The 15416-nt window shown below is 40.8% G+C and carries 13 protein-coding genes; 9 read left to right on the top strand and 4 right to left on the bottom strand.

Features of this window, described 5'->3' with window-relative positions:
• Nucleotides 1-3: 3 nt before the first annotated feature.
• On the bottom strand, nt 4-1095 hold the full coding sequence (locus LCD34_RS14815; protein ID WP_017366905.1) for a GGDEF domain-containing protein: 1092 nt from the start codon (nt 1093-1095) through the stop codon (nt 4-6).
• Nucleotides 1096-1189: 94 nt separating this feature from the next.
• Between LCD34_RS14815 and LCD34_RS14810 the strand changes: the two genes are divergently transcribed.
• Nucleotides 1190-1570, top strand: coding sequence for a hypothetical protein (locus LCD34_RS14810; protein ID WP_017366906.1), 381 nt, complete (start codon nt 1190-1192; stop codon nt 1568-1570).
• 35 nt (nt 1571-1605) lie between these two features.
• Here LCD34_RS14810 and LCD34_RS14805 read toward each other — a convergent pair whose 3' ends face one another.
• Nucleotides 1606-2022 carry a spore coat protein gene (locus tag LCD34_RS14805; RefSeq protein WP_224559672.1) on the bottom strand — a complete coding sequence of 139 codons (417 nt, stop codon included), beginning with the start codon at nt 2020-2022 and terminating at the stop codon, nt 1606-1608.
• A 153-nt stretch (nt 2023-2175) separates the two neighbouring features.
• On the opposite strand from LCD34_RS14805, the gene LCD34_RS14800 reads away from it, so the two are divergent.
• Nucleotides 2176-2682: a YhcN/YlaJ family sporulation lipoprotein gene (locus LCD34_RS14800; RefSeq protein WP_008349054.1), complete on the top strand. Its 507-nt coding sequence runs from the start codon at nt 2176-2178 to the stop codon at nt 2680-2682.
• A 156-nt stretch (nt 2683-2838) separates the two neighbouring features.
• The gene (locus tag LCD34_RS14795) at nt 2839-3714 is read left to right on the top strand and encodes a hypothetical protein (protein ID WP_041093337.1); all 876 of its coding nucleotides are present in this window, start codon (nt 2839-2841) and stop codon (nt 3712-3714) included.
• Between the two features lie 28 nt (nt 3715-3742).
• On the opposite strand, the gene LCD34_RS14790 is transcribed toward LCD34_RS14795, so the two are convergent.
• Complete coding sequence (locus LCD34_RS14790; RefSeq protein ID WP_050827090.1) at nt 3743-4387, bottom strand: spore coat protein; 645 nt, start codon at nt 4385-4387, stop codon at nt 3743-3745.
• A gap of 145 nt (nt 4388-4532) precedes the next feature.
• Here LCD34_RS14790 and LCD34_RS14785 point away from each other — a divergent pair, with 145 nt between their 5' ends.
• The 3 genes from LCD34_RS14785 (at nt 4533) to LCD34_RS14775 (ending at nt 11483) form a co-directional block, all read left to right on the top strand.
• Complete coding sequence (locus LCD34_RS14785; protein WP_224559671.1) at nt 4533-7895, top strand: CheR family methyltransferase; 3363 nt, start codon at nt 4533-4535, stop codon at nt 7893-7895.
• 82 nt (nt 7896-7977) lie between these two features.
• Complete coding sequence (locus LCD34_RS14780; protein WP_224559668.1) at nt 7978-10884, top strand: 5'-nucleotidase C-terminal domain-containing protein; 2907 nt, start codon at nt 7978-7980, stop codon at nt 10882-10884.
• Between the two features lie 32 nt (nt 10885-10916).
• Nucleotides 10917-11483, top strand: a complete 567-nt coding sequence (locus tag LCD34_RS14775; RefSeq protein ID WP_224559666.1) for a class D sortase — start codon at nt 10917-10919, stop codon at nt 11481-11483.
• Between the two features lie 34 nt (nt 11484-11517).
• Here the strand turns inward: LCD34_RS14775 and LCD34_RS14770 are convergent, their stop codons facing one another.
• A complete protein-coding gene (locus LCD34_RS14770) occupies nt 11518-12420 on the bottom strand; it encodes an RluA family pseudouridine synthase (RefSeq protein ID WP_224559664.1) in 903 nt (300 codons plus the stop codon).
• A gap of 108 nt (nt 12421-12528) precedes the next feature.
• Here LCD34_RS14770 and LCD34_RS14765 point away from each other — a divergent pair, with 108 nt between their 5' ends.
• The 3 genes from LCD34_RS14765 to LCD34_RS14755 all read left to right on the top strand — a co-directional run bounded on the left by LCD34_RS14765 (nt 12529) and on the right by LCD34_RS14755 (nt 15396).
• Nucleotides 12529-12870: a DUF5365 family protein gene (locus LCD34_RS14765; RefSeq protein ID WP_318010728.1), complete on the top strand. Its 342-nt coding sequence runs from the start codon at nt 12529-12531 to the stop codon at nt 12868-12870.
• A gap of 307 nt (nt 12871-13177) precedes the next feature.
• On the top strand, nt 13178-13843 hold the full coding sequence (locus LCD34_RS14760) for an HAD family hydrolase (protein WP_017366913.1): 666 nt from the start codon (nt 13178-13180) through the stop codon (nt 13841-13843).
• 14 nt (nt 13844-13857) lie between these two features.
• Nucleotides 13858-15396 (top strand): bifunctional GNAT family N-acetyltransferase/carbon-nitrogen hydrolase family protein, encoded by a 1539-nt coding sequence (locus tag LCD34_RS14755; protein WP_025207005.1) that lies wholly within the window; start codon nt 13858-13860, stop codon nt 15394-15396.
• Nucleotides 15397-15416: the final 20 nt, after the last annotated feature.

Below are 15416 nucleotides of genomic sequence, written 5' to 3'. Positions count from 1 at the left end.
AGCCTATGTTAAGTGTTCTCTTTTTCGTCCAGAAAAGCTCACTTGGTTTCGGCCTGACTGCTTTGCTTTATAGAGCTCCTGGTCTGCAATAATCGGTAATTGTTTCATGTTTTCACTTGTTCCTGCATCATAAGCACATCCAATTGACACCGTAATGTGAATAGATGTTCCGTTTTGCAAATAAATTGGCTGATCCGCCATTTTTTTTCGTAAACGTTCCGCAATTTGCCATGTTTTTTCAACGGAACAATTCGGTAAAAGCACAGCAAATTCTTCACCGCCGATCCGCCCAATATAGTCAGAGCTTCTTGTGTTCTTAATCAGCCTTGTTCCGATTTCTTTTAAAACGATATCTCCCTCATGATGTCCATACTGATCATTGATGGTTTTGAAATAATCGATGTCTAGGTAAATCAAGGACATTTGATGGATAGGTTGCTTTAAGTTCAGAGAAAAAGCATCACTTAATATTTCATCGAATTTCCGTTTATTTAAAACACCAGTTAAAAAGTCATAATGAGCTTGGAATTTATACAAATTTAACATCTGATACGCTTTTGTTTGATGCTCAATGACATAAAAGTTAAATAAACCGGCAATATACGAGAAAATCCAATAGGCAGCATGCAGTTCAAACGATCTTTCATTGACGATGGAGATAAATAAACTAGTCGCTATGACGTTGCTCATGGTAATAGATAACAGCATTTTTACGACGTGATTGATATGACGCTCAGCAATTAAAAAGGAAGCTGTGGCGATAAATATCATGGAAAAAATATTAATGAAAGAAGCGACATTGGCTTCGATTAATAATCTGCCAATAATAATCACACAGGCTGCAATGAACGTTTGTGCAATGCCTCCATAAAATGCCGTTAAAATAAGGGGGATATGTCTTAAATCGATGATGGCTGGTCCTGCTTTAATAGAGAAAAACATTAAGAGGACACCGAGTAACCCAGAAATGATTCCTTTAAAAATTTGTCTGAGCAAGGTGTCTTCCTTTTTTAAAAAATTCTCTTTAAACACAAGCATCAATAAATAATGGAAAGTGACAAGAATTGTTAAATTAATAAAGAGGTCTCTTAGCAAAATAAAATCACCTTTTTAAAATTACTAAAATTTGTTGCAAAAGAAAAGGGGAAACAAGATAATTAATAAAAATTTCACTTATGAGGGGTTTAAAATGAGGAGAAAACAATTTCCAGATCGAACAGACTGGCTTTCCTTTTTTGAGACGTGGCCTGATGAAGGATTTGAACGAGATATGCCCATTGAATATCAAGATCTAACGTTTCGGTTTGAGAATGAGGAAGAGCGATTTGTGGTGACGATGTCTCTTGGAGTACAAGAATTTTCTTTGAAGGCTATTCGTAAAAAGGACGCATCCGTTTTAGGAGTATATGCCTTTAAAACTGTGCGACATGTAGAAATAAAAAAGGATCGGCAGCATGAAAAAGAGCTGTTGATACTATTAGATGGTGTGGAACGGTTTGTTATCACGATCGAAATCACCTTCTTGCCTTCCTTCTGCATCATGGTGAAAGAGCATTTTTCAGGAGAATAAACAGGAGCCTTTCTGAAAAAAGGCTCCTGTTTTAGTTATTTGTGCTCGATGTCATTGAGCACTTGCTGAATGGATTCATCATCCATTACATTCATGACACTTTCATCAATGTGAAGAGACTGGGCGTAAGACTCTCTCGGCGGTTGATGAGTTTGGTATGTTTTTGATGATGTTTGATGCTGATTTGTTTCATTGGGCTGGACAGCGGTGAATGCTTGCTTGATCATTTGTCCTACTTCAGCTGTGCCTTTTGAGTCTTTACGTGAATGCGACTGGGGCTCATGACGAGATGACTCATGCTGGTGTTGATCTTTGCCTTTCATCATTGAGGACAAATTCATTTGAGTCATGCTGCTAAGTCTTCTCCGTAAAAGTGGTGAAAATAATGCAATGATGGCTGTTGATGCTGCGATCATTGCACCAGTACTCATACCTTTTCTCTTTTTAAACAAACGAATCCCTCCATTTGATCGTGATGATACTTCTTCATCATGTTTAGGATGACCAATCAAGGCCGATTTATGAATTCATTGCTGAAATAGAGGATGTGTGCATAAAAAGTCTGCTGGATGAAAAACCTATGAGCAAAAGGAGGGAATCAATTGATGAATAAGAAATGGATGCTATCTTTATTACTCGTTCCAACATTGATCACTGCTGGGTGTGGAATGAACAACCAAGGCGATGAACGAAGAGGAACAATGAAACGACAGTATGAAAATGTCACATATAAGAACGACAACATGAGACAGGATCAACCAAATGTGCAGACACCTCAGAAGGTGAAAGTGGCAGATAAGGCATCAGAGCTTGTTGCCAACATGTCTGAAGTGAAAACAGCGAACGTACTTGTCACAGGGAAAAATGCATTTGTTGCTGTCGTGCTTGAAGGCAATAAAAGCGGAGATGTAACAGACGATTTGAAAAAGAAAATTTCTGACAAAGTCAAATCGACGGATCAACAAATTGATAATGTGTATGTATCTGCTAATCCAGACTTTGTCGATCGTATGGCAGGGTACGGAAAACGTATTAGAAGTGGAGAACCAATTTCAGGATTCTTCGACGAGTTTACTGAAACGGTTCGACGTGTCTTCCCTGAATCAAAATAGCTACGACAAAAGCCGTATGTCATATGCGGCTTTTTTGTTTGGAACCGCACCTTGCGCACCTGACTGCATAAAGTAAAAAATATATCACCTCTTGTTGATCTTTGTTTTTTCATAGAAAGAGAAAGAGGTTGCAGGATGAATTCAGGTGGGGAGTAAATGAAAGCAAAACCGTCATTAATTCATAAAAAACTTGTAAGCGGAATGATTGCAGCAGGTTTGATTTTTTATGCGTTCACTGCGTACTTGATTTATGTAGCGTTCCAGCTGGCAGAGCAATATCTAGAGCAGCATTCTTCGCCTAAAACGGTTTTAACGGAAGGACTCAATAAGCAAGTCTATGAACATATTCGAATCTACTATGCAGAGGATGAGGGCGCCTTTGTCGATCTGACCATAGAAGCGCTTGAGCAGGCAAAGAAGAGGACGATGTCAGTGTTTCAGTATGAAGCTGATAAACCGTTAGATATCATTTATTTTGATGATAAAGAGACGATTGAGCAATTTGCCGGTATCAAGCATATTACAGGTTTTTATTCTGATGTTGATCATATGATTGGATTATACCCAGATAAACGGGAAGAATTGTTGAAGAAAGAGACACTGCCTTTATACTTTTTCAACACGTTATTCATTCATGAGTATGCCCATTTTGTTTTCTATGAAAAGGTGCATGCATATAAGGTATCTCCAGTCGTCTTTCCCCTTTGGTTCCATGAAGGAACAGCAGAATGGACGGCCTATGATGTGCTGAATGCCACGTCTGAACGGTTTGACGTCATTCCTTTTAAATCTCTTTATTCTGATCAAGACTGGCAAGAATCTCGCACGACGTATGAGACAGATGTTTATTTACAAAGCTACTATATGATCTATGAGCTTGTGGAGCTTTATGGACGAGATGTCATACATGAGATCATGGAGGAAACGGCGAAAACTAGTCGTTTTGATAGAGGGTTTGAACAAGCGACAGGACAACGTCTCACAGATTTTGAAGAGCAATTTAAACTGAAATATCAAAGAAAAAACGGCTGACCTGAAAATCGGGTAGCCGTTTTTTTGTTTAATGAAGCGGTTTTTGCTGGTTGGCTTTGCTCGGCGGCATCTGCACTTGTCCCTGCATAGGGGCAAATGTAGATGTCATCGCCTGCATATCTTGAGCTGTAAGCTGCGGAACTTGATAATAGCTATGTTTGTTTTGATATAAGAAAATTTCATACGCCATTTCAATAAAGTTCGGGATTTGCGCTGCAAGCACACGTCGTACCACAGGGTTTGTGACCTCTAATGCAGTCATTGAGAGTAATCCAGCATGAGATTTCACGAGACCAAGCATATGCCCTGTAATTCCCGCATCCTTTACATCCTGTAATGATTGATTTGGCTTCTTAGGCTGAGATGGTTTTATTCCGTATGTCACCTGTGTCTGTTCGTTCATCATATAAGTAGATGTTTCTTCACTAGGCTTTTGACCAGTAGAAAAGCAATCTACCGTGACGTTGTACTGGGACAATACAAATTGATATTGTCGATCTAACATGTCGGATAATGCGGGATCTTGGATAAATTGCCGAAAGATCATGTATTGATCCAAAATATTAATGGTCCCTGCTAATACCTCATGTAAATCAAATAACTCATGCCCGCCATGATTGAATTGGGGCTGCTGGACATGTCCTTGAACGTTTGGTTGCTGATCGTTTTGCATAAAGAATCCTCCTTCTGTTTTATACAGTCTGTTTTAATGTGAGGAAGTTTTCCTCCTTTCATGCAAAAAACATTATTTACAATTAGAGGGTTTTCTTCCTTTTTGTCGAAAAAATGTATCAGACGAATGAACATGGGGGTACCAGATGCAGGACAAAATCATTAATCGTTTGATAGAAGACGAACATGTGCAGGCACCAGTGATTGGCATCGGTGTTTCGCCGTTTGAACAGCATCATCTTGAGGCTTTTTTTCAATCATTTCCGCATGAATTAAATGCCTCTTTTATTGTTGTGCAAAATCATGTGACAGGCGATTGTGTAACTGATTTGGAAGCACTTGTTTTACCGATTGGCTACCGGGCAAAGCCGATTAAGCATGGTGAGAAAGTCATGAAAAATACGATTTATGTTTGTCCGCAGCATGCAGCTGTGACATTGACAGAAGACAAACGGCTACACATAACAGAGCAGCATCCTACAAACAAGGCGTGTGCTGTAAATTCGTTGTTTCAGTCACTTGCCAATGTGCAAAAGGAAGAGGCCTATGCGATCTTTTTTCAAAAAGGCTATTGTGTAGGAAGTGGTTTGCTTCAAATCGTTGAGCAAGGCGGTACAGCCATATCGTGCAGTGAGACAAATAGTGGGTTTGATCGTATGTATCATCAAACATTTCAAGACCCTTCTGCACTTGCGTCATATATAGCCAACATCATCAACGTTCCGCATACAGATGTTGCAGACCCTATTTTGATCAGAATCATTGAACGTCTTGAAAGGCATAAAGGAATTGCATTTTCAACCTATGAGAAGCGCAGAGTGCTCTCTGTCATTCAAAAAAGAATGAGGAGTGCGAACCAATCGATCTCCTTATTGTCCGAGTACGATCGTTTATTAGAGAGAGAACCAGATGAGCTTGATCGCCTGCATGTACAGCTTTTAAGCGGCACGACTTCCTTTTTTAGAGATATGGAAGCCTTTCGAGTATGTGAACATCACATCATTCCGTCGATCATTGAAAACACAATGAAAAATGGGAAATCTCGATGCCGCATTTGGATTGCAGGATGTTCTACAGGTGAAGAAGCCTATTCTTTTGCGATGTTATTTTTAGAAGAAATGAAACGAAGACAAGTGTCCATTGAACTTCAAGTGTTTGCAACAGACATCAACCGGAAAGCCATCCAAAGTGCAAGCAAAGGTGTTTATTCGCTTGAGTCTATGGCACGGATGCCAGAAAAATGGAGGGCGCGATATTTCGAAAAAAAAGGTGACGCTTTTATTGTGAAGCAGTCGCTTAGAAAACATATTGTCTTTGCTCCTCACAATTTATTGATCGATTCACCTTTTATCCACCTCGATTTTATCAGTTGCCGAAATGTTCTGATGTACTTCCAGCCAGAAGTACAAAAACGAGTCTTATCTCGATTCCAATATGCACTAAAGGATCAAGGGATGTTGATATTAGGACCGAATGAAAAGGTACCCAATTTCCCTCGTTTATTTCATTTGTTAAATGAAAAGTGGAACATTTACACCCACTCAAACGTTCCTAAATACAATGTAGGTCATACGGAGTTAAAAAAACGAGCTGTCCAATATATGAAAGAAGTAGAGCAGGAGTATGATGCATGTTTCATCATAGACGATTGCGAGAAAATTCTCGCGATATCAAACGGTGCCTATTCTTTCTTAGCGCATGCAGAAGTCTCAGATGAATTATGTGAATATGTAACCCCTGATTATATGAAAGAGATACTAAGTCAAAGCTTTCAAAAGGTGTGGACTGAAGAGACTGAGGTTGTCTTTCAACATGTCCTCATTTCGGAAAATGGAAGAAAGCAGTATGCAGATTTTACAGTGAAACATTTTGATCGCCGTTTTAAAGGAGTATACGTCATTCTCATTCGGAAGAGTGAGAGAGGAAAAAATCAAAAGAACGGCAGGGACAAAGGGATGTTAGAGCAGAATTCGGTTTATCAACAGCGAATTGTCGATTTAGAAAACGAGCTCAATGAGGTCAAACAAAAGGAGCAAGAAGCAAGGGCTCAATTAAAAGAAAAAAACAAGCAAATAGAAGTGCGCGAGAAAACAAACGAGCATTTTATTAATATCATCAACAACTTAAAGGTGACAAGAGAAGAACTGTACCGGCCGTCTGTGAAGCCAGAACTTGCCACGTTGTTTGTGGACCGGGAAATGAATATTCGCTATCACACTCCTACAGCTACCTCTTTATTCACTTCAGCTCAAACCCGGCACCAGCAAACGTTTCAGTCGATGGTGAAGAAGTTATCGAAGGAAATGCTCTATCATGATATTCAATCTGTCATTTCAGATAGGCGCGTGATCGAACGTGAAATTGAAACGAACGAAGGAGAACAATTCACGGTTCATATGACACCTTTCTATGATCAAGATCGCGAGGGAGCGGTGATGACCTGGATCAAAATGACCGAAATGACGAAATTGAAGCAGGCTCTTCATCTTGCGGTGACAGCACTTGATAACAGCCATATTCATATTGTGGTTGCAACGGGAGAAGGTGTTATTCAGTGTGTCAATCAGCGCTTTTGTCAGTTTGTACAGCAGCATGAATATGATTTGATCGGAAAAGATATTTTTTCTGTCTATTATGCGTTGTGTCAATGTGATGATCTAGTGAAACAATGGGACGTGTGTTTAAGAGAGGGCAGCTGGACCGGAGAGTTGTATTTTCAGGACTTATCAGGGCGTGAGCGATGGGAAAGAGTCTCTTTACACCGAATCGATGACCCTGACAAAATGCAGTCTACTGTCATGCGGATTTCGGAGGATATTACAAGTCAAAAACAGTCTGAGAAAATGCTGATGAAGTCTGAAATGCTGTCAGCAGTTGGACAGCTTGCAGCTGGTATTGCCCATGAGATACGTAACCCACTTACGTCGTTAAAAGGCTTTTTACAGCTAATGATTCAAAGTAAAAAGTATCAGAAGGATTATGCCGATGTGATGATGTCAGAGTTTAATCGGCTTGAGTCTATTATTAACGAATTCCTTGTGCTCTCTAGAAGCAAATCTGTTAAATTTGAACCGGTGAATGTGAATCTTCTGCTCGAAGAAGTCATTATGGTCGTTGAATCTCAGGCGGTCTTAAAAGGAGTGTCGATTCAAAAGAATCTGGCGCCCTCTCTGCCACATATTCAAGGCATTCCAAATGAACTAAAACAAGTGTTCCTTAACATTCTTAAAAATGGAATTGAAGCGATGGATGGAGTAACAGGTGTGATCCAAGTGACTTCATTATTGAAAAACGACCAAATGATGCTGATATTTGAAGACCAAGGAAAGGGCATACCAGAAGACGAGATTGGGAAATTAGGTGAACCTTTTTACACAACGAAAGAAAAAGGCACGGGTCTTGGATTAATGATGACCATTAAGATTATTGAAAGCCATGGCGGTACCATTCGTTTTGAGAGCAAAAGCTTTGAAGGGACACGTGTGATTATTACGTTTCCAAGTAATTGAGATCAGCTTTACATGAAATCCATCCATTCTCAATAATTGCTTTGTACAATAGAAGAGATGAAGTTCAAAGGGGAGAAATCTAATGAAACGTATACAATCCATTCGAATGGTCTGTTGTTTGATTTTGGTGATATTTAGTCTGCAATCTTTACTGCCTAGTATGATGACTGCTGAGGCGTTTTCTTCTTCTGAGAAAAAGGAGACTTTATGGAAACAAACAAAGCCGATGAACATAAAAAAAGCCCGAAAACTGATAGGAGAAACGGTAACGGTGAGCGGAATCGTAACAGCAGATCAATCCGCTATAGGGAATGGGAAACTATCAACATATATTCAAGACAAAACAGCTGGTCTCAATATTTATTCTGCGCAGCCTAAGAATTTTCCAGAACTGAAAGCAGGCATGAAGGTCACGGTGACTGGCAAGGTGACGACTTATAAAGGGCTCGTTGAAATTGTGCCAGATCAAGATCGTCTGAAGATAGATGCTGTAAATCAGCCATTGCCTTCGCCAAAGAAAGTTTCCATTAAACAATTGGAATCGGATCAGGCAAGCAAATATGAAGGAAGATTAGTGAAGGTAAAAGGCTATGTAGAACAGGCGCCAGATCAGCCGGCTGGCGGTGGATACAATGTGGCCATCATCGATAAAAAATATCATAGCACAGTCCTTAGAGTCATGGTTGATACGGGTGCAATTGATCAAGTGAAGACCGGAAAATGGTATGAGTTTACTGGCGTTTTAAGCAGATATGATACGCTGCAAGTACTTCCAAGACACAAAACCGATGTCAAATTGCTGAAGCACCAGCCAAAGCCGCCAAAAATCAAAAAAGAATATGAGGCAACGGTAGATCGTGTTGTGGATGGAGATACCATTCATTTGAAGAAGCCTGTGCTCGGCACAACAAAGGTACGCTTCGTGAATATGGACACACCAGAAACCTACCACAAGCCCAAAAATGAATTAGATCAAAACCAGCTGCGTTTTGGACAAAAAGCGACGGATTATTTAAAAACGCTTCTTTCAAGTGGTGATCGAGTCACATTAAAGATTGGCCCGGAAGCAAAGGATGGATATGGACGTCTTTTAGCTCAAGTCAAAACCAAAAAAGGGCTGAATACGAACCTAGAGCTTGTGAAAAAAGGATATGCCCCTACTTATTTCATCTGGCCTGTTGGAGATGAAAAAGAGTATCGGATGTTCCAGCAAGCAGTGAAAGATGCCAAGGAAAAAGGGCTTGGTATTTGGAATGAAGAAGATCCTCTGTTAGAACAGCCGTTTGAATTTAGAGCACGCGAGCAGAAAAAAGGGCTCACACGTTATGTGGGTGATTCATCTGCAAAAACCTACGTATCACCTGACAGCTGGAATGAGATCGATGTGGATAAACGTATCTTTTTTGCTTCTAAAGAAGAAGCAGAGCAGGCTGGATATCAGGCGTCAGAATCATCCAGTGAAGTTCCATTAACCATTTTAAGTATGAATGATTTGCATGGGAAAATTGATCAGCAATATGAGCTGGATGTAAAAGGTGATGGCAGTAAAGGAACATATGGACGGATGGATTATGTGGCGGCTTATATAAAACAAAAGCAAGCTGCGCAAAAAAATACACTGACAGTTCATGCAGGAGATATGATAGGCGGAAGCTCGCCAATATCTTCTCTTTTACAAGATGAACCAACCGTTGAACTAATGGAGAACATCGGCTTTGATGTTGGGACAGTTGGCAACCATGAGTTTGATGAAGGTGTGGATGAACTATTGCGCATCTTAAAAGGTGGAGATCACCCGAAAGGCACAAAAGGATACGATGGGCAGAATTTCCCGCTTGTTTGTGCAAACTGTGAATACAAGGATACTGGCAAACCACTTTTACCAGCCTATGAAATCATGGATGTCGAAGGAATTCCTGTAGCTTTTATCGGGGTTGTGACAACATCAGCGGCAGGTATGGTCATGCCAGAAGGAATTAAAGACATTCAATTTACTGATGAAGTCAAAGCTGTCAATGAAGCAGCGAAGGAATTAAAGCAAAAAGGGGTTAAAGCGATCGCAGTTCTGGCTCATATGACCGCCTCTCAAAATGGTGATACCATTACTGGAGAAAGCGCAAGGCTCGCCAAAGAAGGTGATGACGAAATTGATGTCATTTTCGCTGGCCATAATCACGAAGTGGTCAATGGAGAAGTGAATGGAAAATTAATTGTCCAAGCCTTTGAATACGGAAAGGCAATTGGAGAAGTTAATGTCACACTTGACCGGAAAACAAAAGATATTGTCAAAAAGAGTGCAAACATCCAGTATGTAGACCAGGCTGGTATTGAAAAGGATCAGGAAGCAGCGGACATTTTAGCCCATTACGGAAAAGAAGTGGAGCCGATTATTAGTGAGGTTGTTGGAGAAGCTGGCGTCAAGATGAAAGGTGGCTATTCCAATGATGGTGATACACCACTTGGCAACCTCATTGCGGATGGCATGAGATATTCAATGAAAAGTGACTTTGCCATGATGAATGGCGGCGGTATCAGACAAAATCTCGAAAAAGGACCGATTACTTGGGGAGATCTCTTTAATATTCAGCCATTCGGAAATGTGTTAGTGAAGCTGGACATCAAGGGGAAAGATTTAGTTGATATCATTGAAGCTCAAATATCTCCTCAATTTGGACCGGATTATAGCATTTCAGGCTTTTCTTATTCGTACGATCCGTTAACATATAAAGTAGTCGACTTAAAACTGCCTGATGGTTCTTCCGTTGATTTCGATAAAACGTATACACTCACAGTGAACAACTTCATGGCGACTGCCACTGGAAGTAAGTATGCACCGATTGGGCGGCTAGGGAAAAATCCGGAAACAGGCCCAGAAGATTTAGAAGCAACGGTCGCTTTTGTAAAGAGCTTCGAGGGAGCTTCTATTGTGTATCAAAAAGAGGGCCGAATTCAACAAGTGAAACAAGAAGAAAAGGCAGCAGCAAGCTAAAGAATCATCAGCAAAGACAAAGGAGTTAACGCATGAAAAAATGGCTTGCAGTGATTGTCATGTCAGCGGGAATTGTGGTGCTTGGCTGGGGAATCTGGCAAATGGCTTCTACTCACCTACAAACAGCACATTCTTTAGAGGAAGCAAAAAAGGTCGTAGAAACTGATCAAGGGATGACAAATGAAAAATTTTCACCTGAAATGGGGAAAGCCTCTGGCATCCTGACCATTCCGAAATTAAAAGCCGATTTGCCGATTGTTGAAGGGACAGATGCGGACGACCTTGCCAAAGGCGTCGGTCATTACAAAGGCAGTTATTACCCTGATCAAAATGGACAAATCGTTTTGTCGGGACACAGGGATACGGTCTTCCGCCGGACTGGTGAACTGGATATTGGGGATCAGCTGAAAATCACTGTACCGTATGGTGAGTTTGTTTATGAAATTACGCATACGAAAATTGTGGATCAGCATGATACATCCATTATTACCTTACAAAATAAAAAAGAAGAGCTTGTGTTAACCACATGCTATCCATTTCATTTTGTCGGCAACGCACCAGAGCGGTACATTATTTATGCGAAAAGAGCATCTGTCTAACGTCAAAAGAGCCTGTATGATCAGGCTCTTTTTTCTACATATTGTCCATTAATTCAGCCATATCAGGTGGGAGCGGTGCTTCTATCGTCAGCTTTTCACCTGTGAATGGATGGTTCATGTCTACTTGTTTGGCATGAAGGGCGCACCTGTTTATCAGGTCACGCTTCCCGCCATATAATGTATCGCCAGCTAAAGGATGCCCGAGACTGCTAAGATGGACCCGAATTTGATGCGTTCTGCCTGTTTCTAATCGCAGCTTAATGGCCGTCATCTGTAAACGTTTATTGAGATGGAAGACCTCATAATGAGTCTTGGCGCTTTGACCAGTAGGAGAAACCCTCCTTCTGATGGCATGGTGTTTATCACGTCCAATGGCAGCTTGGATCGTTCCTTTCTTTTTCTTAAACAGTCCTTGTGCGATGGCAAGATACGTTCTGTTAATCGCTTTTTTTGAAAGCATTTGATCGAGTACAGCATGTGCCAACCTGTGTTTGGCAAAAATGACGGTGCCGCTTGTGTCTTGATCCAGCCTATGTATATGTCTGACCCGCTTTTCTTCTCCATTTGCTTGAAAATGGAAAGCGACTAGGTTCGCCAGCGTACCTGTTTGTCCTTTTTCATTTGGATGCGTCGGCCTTCCAGCAGGCTTTTGGACAACTAATAAATGCTCGTCTTCAAAGAGTACCTCTAATTCACCGTATTCTGGCGTCACATCACTTTCTTCCGTCTCAAATAAATCAATGAGAATCTGATCACCTGTACTCACTTTTGCAGCATGATGGGCAGGTTTTTGATTGAGACGGACTTTTTGGTGCTCCATCCAAAAATGGATAATCGGTTTAGAGGCAGACACTTCTTCTTTTAAAAATTGACTTAAGGAAATGCCATTTTGCTGCTCACCTACTTTTAGGGAGAGCGTGTGTCCTTTTATGATCATGATATTCGTCCTCTCTTTGGGTATATATAGGAAACACTTACCTTAGCGAATGACTTTTTTTCTGTGCTATTCTGAATGGAGTAATAACGACAGAGAGGTAGATGCCACGTGAGATTAATGAAAGCTGCGACAGACCTTCAAGAGCAGGCAATTGAAGAAGTATCAAAGGAAATTGAAGATCTTTTATCCCATTCTGTCAATGGAAAAGAGCAGGAAAAACAACCCCCGCTTACATTCATTGATGGTGTGTATAATGGGACAATGGATGATGCTTTTCGTATCTTATCAGGTCTTCAGCTATTACATACCATTATTTTAAAGCCGAAGCGACATATCACAAAACGAGATCGTGAGTTATTTGAACTCAACCGTGAACAAGTTAATGCGTGCGGCTTTTCTTTCCCGTTTGATTTAGATGATTTTGCAGGCCGTCACCTTCAAAATGCGTAAAAGTTGGTGTGAACTTCCTTGTTAACTTACAAGGTCGTCGCACATACTATTTTTAAGGGAACGGAGAAACCTTCAAGATCTGTAATACCAATTCCGCTCTTTTTCAACAATGTCTATTCTCCACGAATCGGAGCGCTTGGATCTCTTGCAGAAAGAATCGAACATGACAGGAGCCTGACAAAACGATGCAGGCTCCTTTTATACATAATCATTTTAGCAGACATTCATCTTTGAAAGTCAATTTTATTCACGATATGATAGCAGTATGGAAGATATTTCAGACTTTCGGAAAAAAGGAGTGGCCTCTTTGGTAAAGGCGATTATATTTGATTTTGATGGATTAATTTTAGATACAGAAACACATGAATATGAGGTTCTGCAGGAAATGTTTGCGGAGCATGAATCGGAGCTGCCTCTGTCTGTATGGGGAAATGTGATTGGAACGCAGGCAGGTTTTAAGCCTTTTGAATATTTGGAAGAGCAGTTAGGAAAGACATTAGATCATGAGGCACTCACAGAAGACCGGCGTTCACGTTTTCAAAAGAGAATGAAGGACGAAGCAGCAAGACCTGGTGTAGAAGCTTATTTAGAAGCGGCAAAGGAGCTTGGAATTAAGATTGGACTTGCTTCCAGCTCAGATTATAAATGGGTGTCTGATCACCTGAAACAAATTGGACTTTTCGATTACTTTGAATGTATCCGCACTTCAGACGATGTGGAAGAAGTGAAACCTCACCCAGAACTTTATTTGCAAACCGCACAATGCTTAGGCGTTGAGCCAAAAGATTGCGTGGCATTTGAGGACTCTGTGAATGGGTCAATCGCTGCCAAACGAGCGGGTATGAAATGTGTCATCGTGCCAAATAAAGTGACGAGCACACTGCAGTTTGAAGAATATGATGCGAGATTAGAATCCATGGCTGAAATCGAATTGCTCCAGCTATTCCATCAGCTTGAAAAAGAGGATCAGTAAGGGGGCAATACATCATGGCAGAAAAACTAGATTTAACGCGATTTGAAAAAAGAATGGTGATTCGAAATATTAGAGAAGAAGATATCGACCGAATCATCACATTGCAAGAGGTATGCTTTCCAGGCATGGACCCTTGGAAAAAAGAGCACCTTGAAAGCCACCTTGAACATTTCCCAGAAGGCCAGTTCTGTGCGGAATTCGAGGGAGAAATCATTGGCTCATGTTCAAGTTTATTAATTAACTTTGATGAATACGATGATCGTCACACATGGCAGGACATCACAGATGATGGATATATCACAAACCATAATCCAGATGGGATGAATATGTACGGAATTGAAGTAATGGTCAGTCCTGAGTACCGCCGGATGAAAATCGGTCATCGTTTATACGAAGCAAGAAAAGACTTAGCGAGAAGATTAAATTTAAAAAGCATCATTATTGGCGGACGTATCCCGAATTATCATAAATATCAAGAGGAAATGACGCCTCGCCAATATGTAGAGCAAGTTATGCTGCACCAAATTTATGATCCTGTGCTATCTTTTCAGCTGTTAAATGAATTTAGCCTGATGCGGATCAATCCGAATTACTTGCCGGATGATAAAGCTTCCAGCACGTACGCAACGCTAATGGAATGGAACAATGTCGATTATCGCCCGCAGTCGAAAAGATATTATAAATCGGCGTTCCCAGTACGTATTTGTGTCATTCAATATGCAATGAAGCAAATACATTCCTTTGAGGAGTTTATGAATCAAGTGGAGTATTACGTGGATGTGGCATCAGATGCGTCAGCTGACTTTGCCGTTTTCCCGGAAATCTTTACAACGCAGCTTATGTCATATTTAGAAGAGAGATCACCAAGTCTAGCAGTGCAGCGGATCACAGAATATACCGAGGACTACATCAATTTGTTTACAGATCTCTCGGTCAAGTACAACATTAATATCATCGGTGGTTCTCATTTCGTTGAAGAGGAAGGGAAAATCTATAATATCGCCTATTTATTTAGACGTGATGGAACGATTGAAAAGCAATATAAGCTGCATATCACGCCGAATGAAAGAAAATGGTGGGGGATTTCAGCTGGTGACCAAGTCCGGGTATTTGATACGGACTGCGGTAAAATTGCGATCCAAATTTGCTACGATATTGAATTCCCTGAGCTTGCTCGAATTGCAGCTGACAAAGGAGCGAAAATTATTTTCACTCCATTCTGTACAGAAGACCGTCAAGGCTATTTACGTGTGCGTTACTGTGCGCAGGCGAGAGCGGTTGAAAATCAGATATATACGGTCATTTCTGGAACGGTCGGAAACCTTCCGCAAACAGAAAACATGGATGTCCAATATGCACAATCAGCCATCTTTGCACCATCTGATTTTGAATTCGCAAGAGATGGCATTGTAGGTGAGTGCAACCCGAATATTGAAATGGTGGTTGTTGGTGATGTCGACTTAGAAATATTAAGAAGGCAGCGTCAAGATGGGACGGTTCGTCAGCTAAAAGACCGAAGAAGAGACGTGTACCATATTGAATATAAGAAATAACCAAAACAAGCGCCCCGCAG

It is taken from the genome of Bacillus sp. RAR_M1_44, assembly GCF_020165935.1.
GTDB lineage: Bacteria > Bacillota > Bacilli > Bacillales > Bacillaceae > Bacillus > Bacillus altitudinis.
Note: the sequence above shows the minus strand (reverse complement) of the source record. Positions and strands in the feature narration are given on the sequence as shown.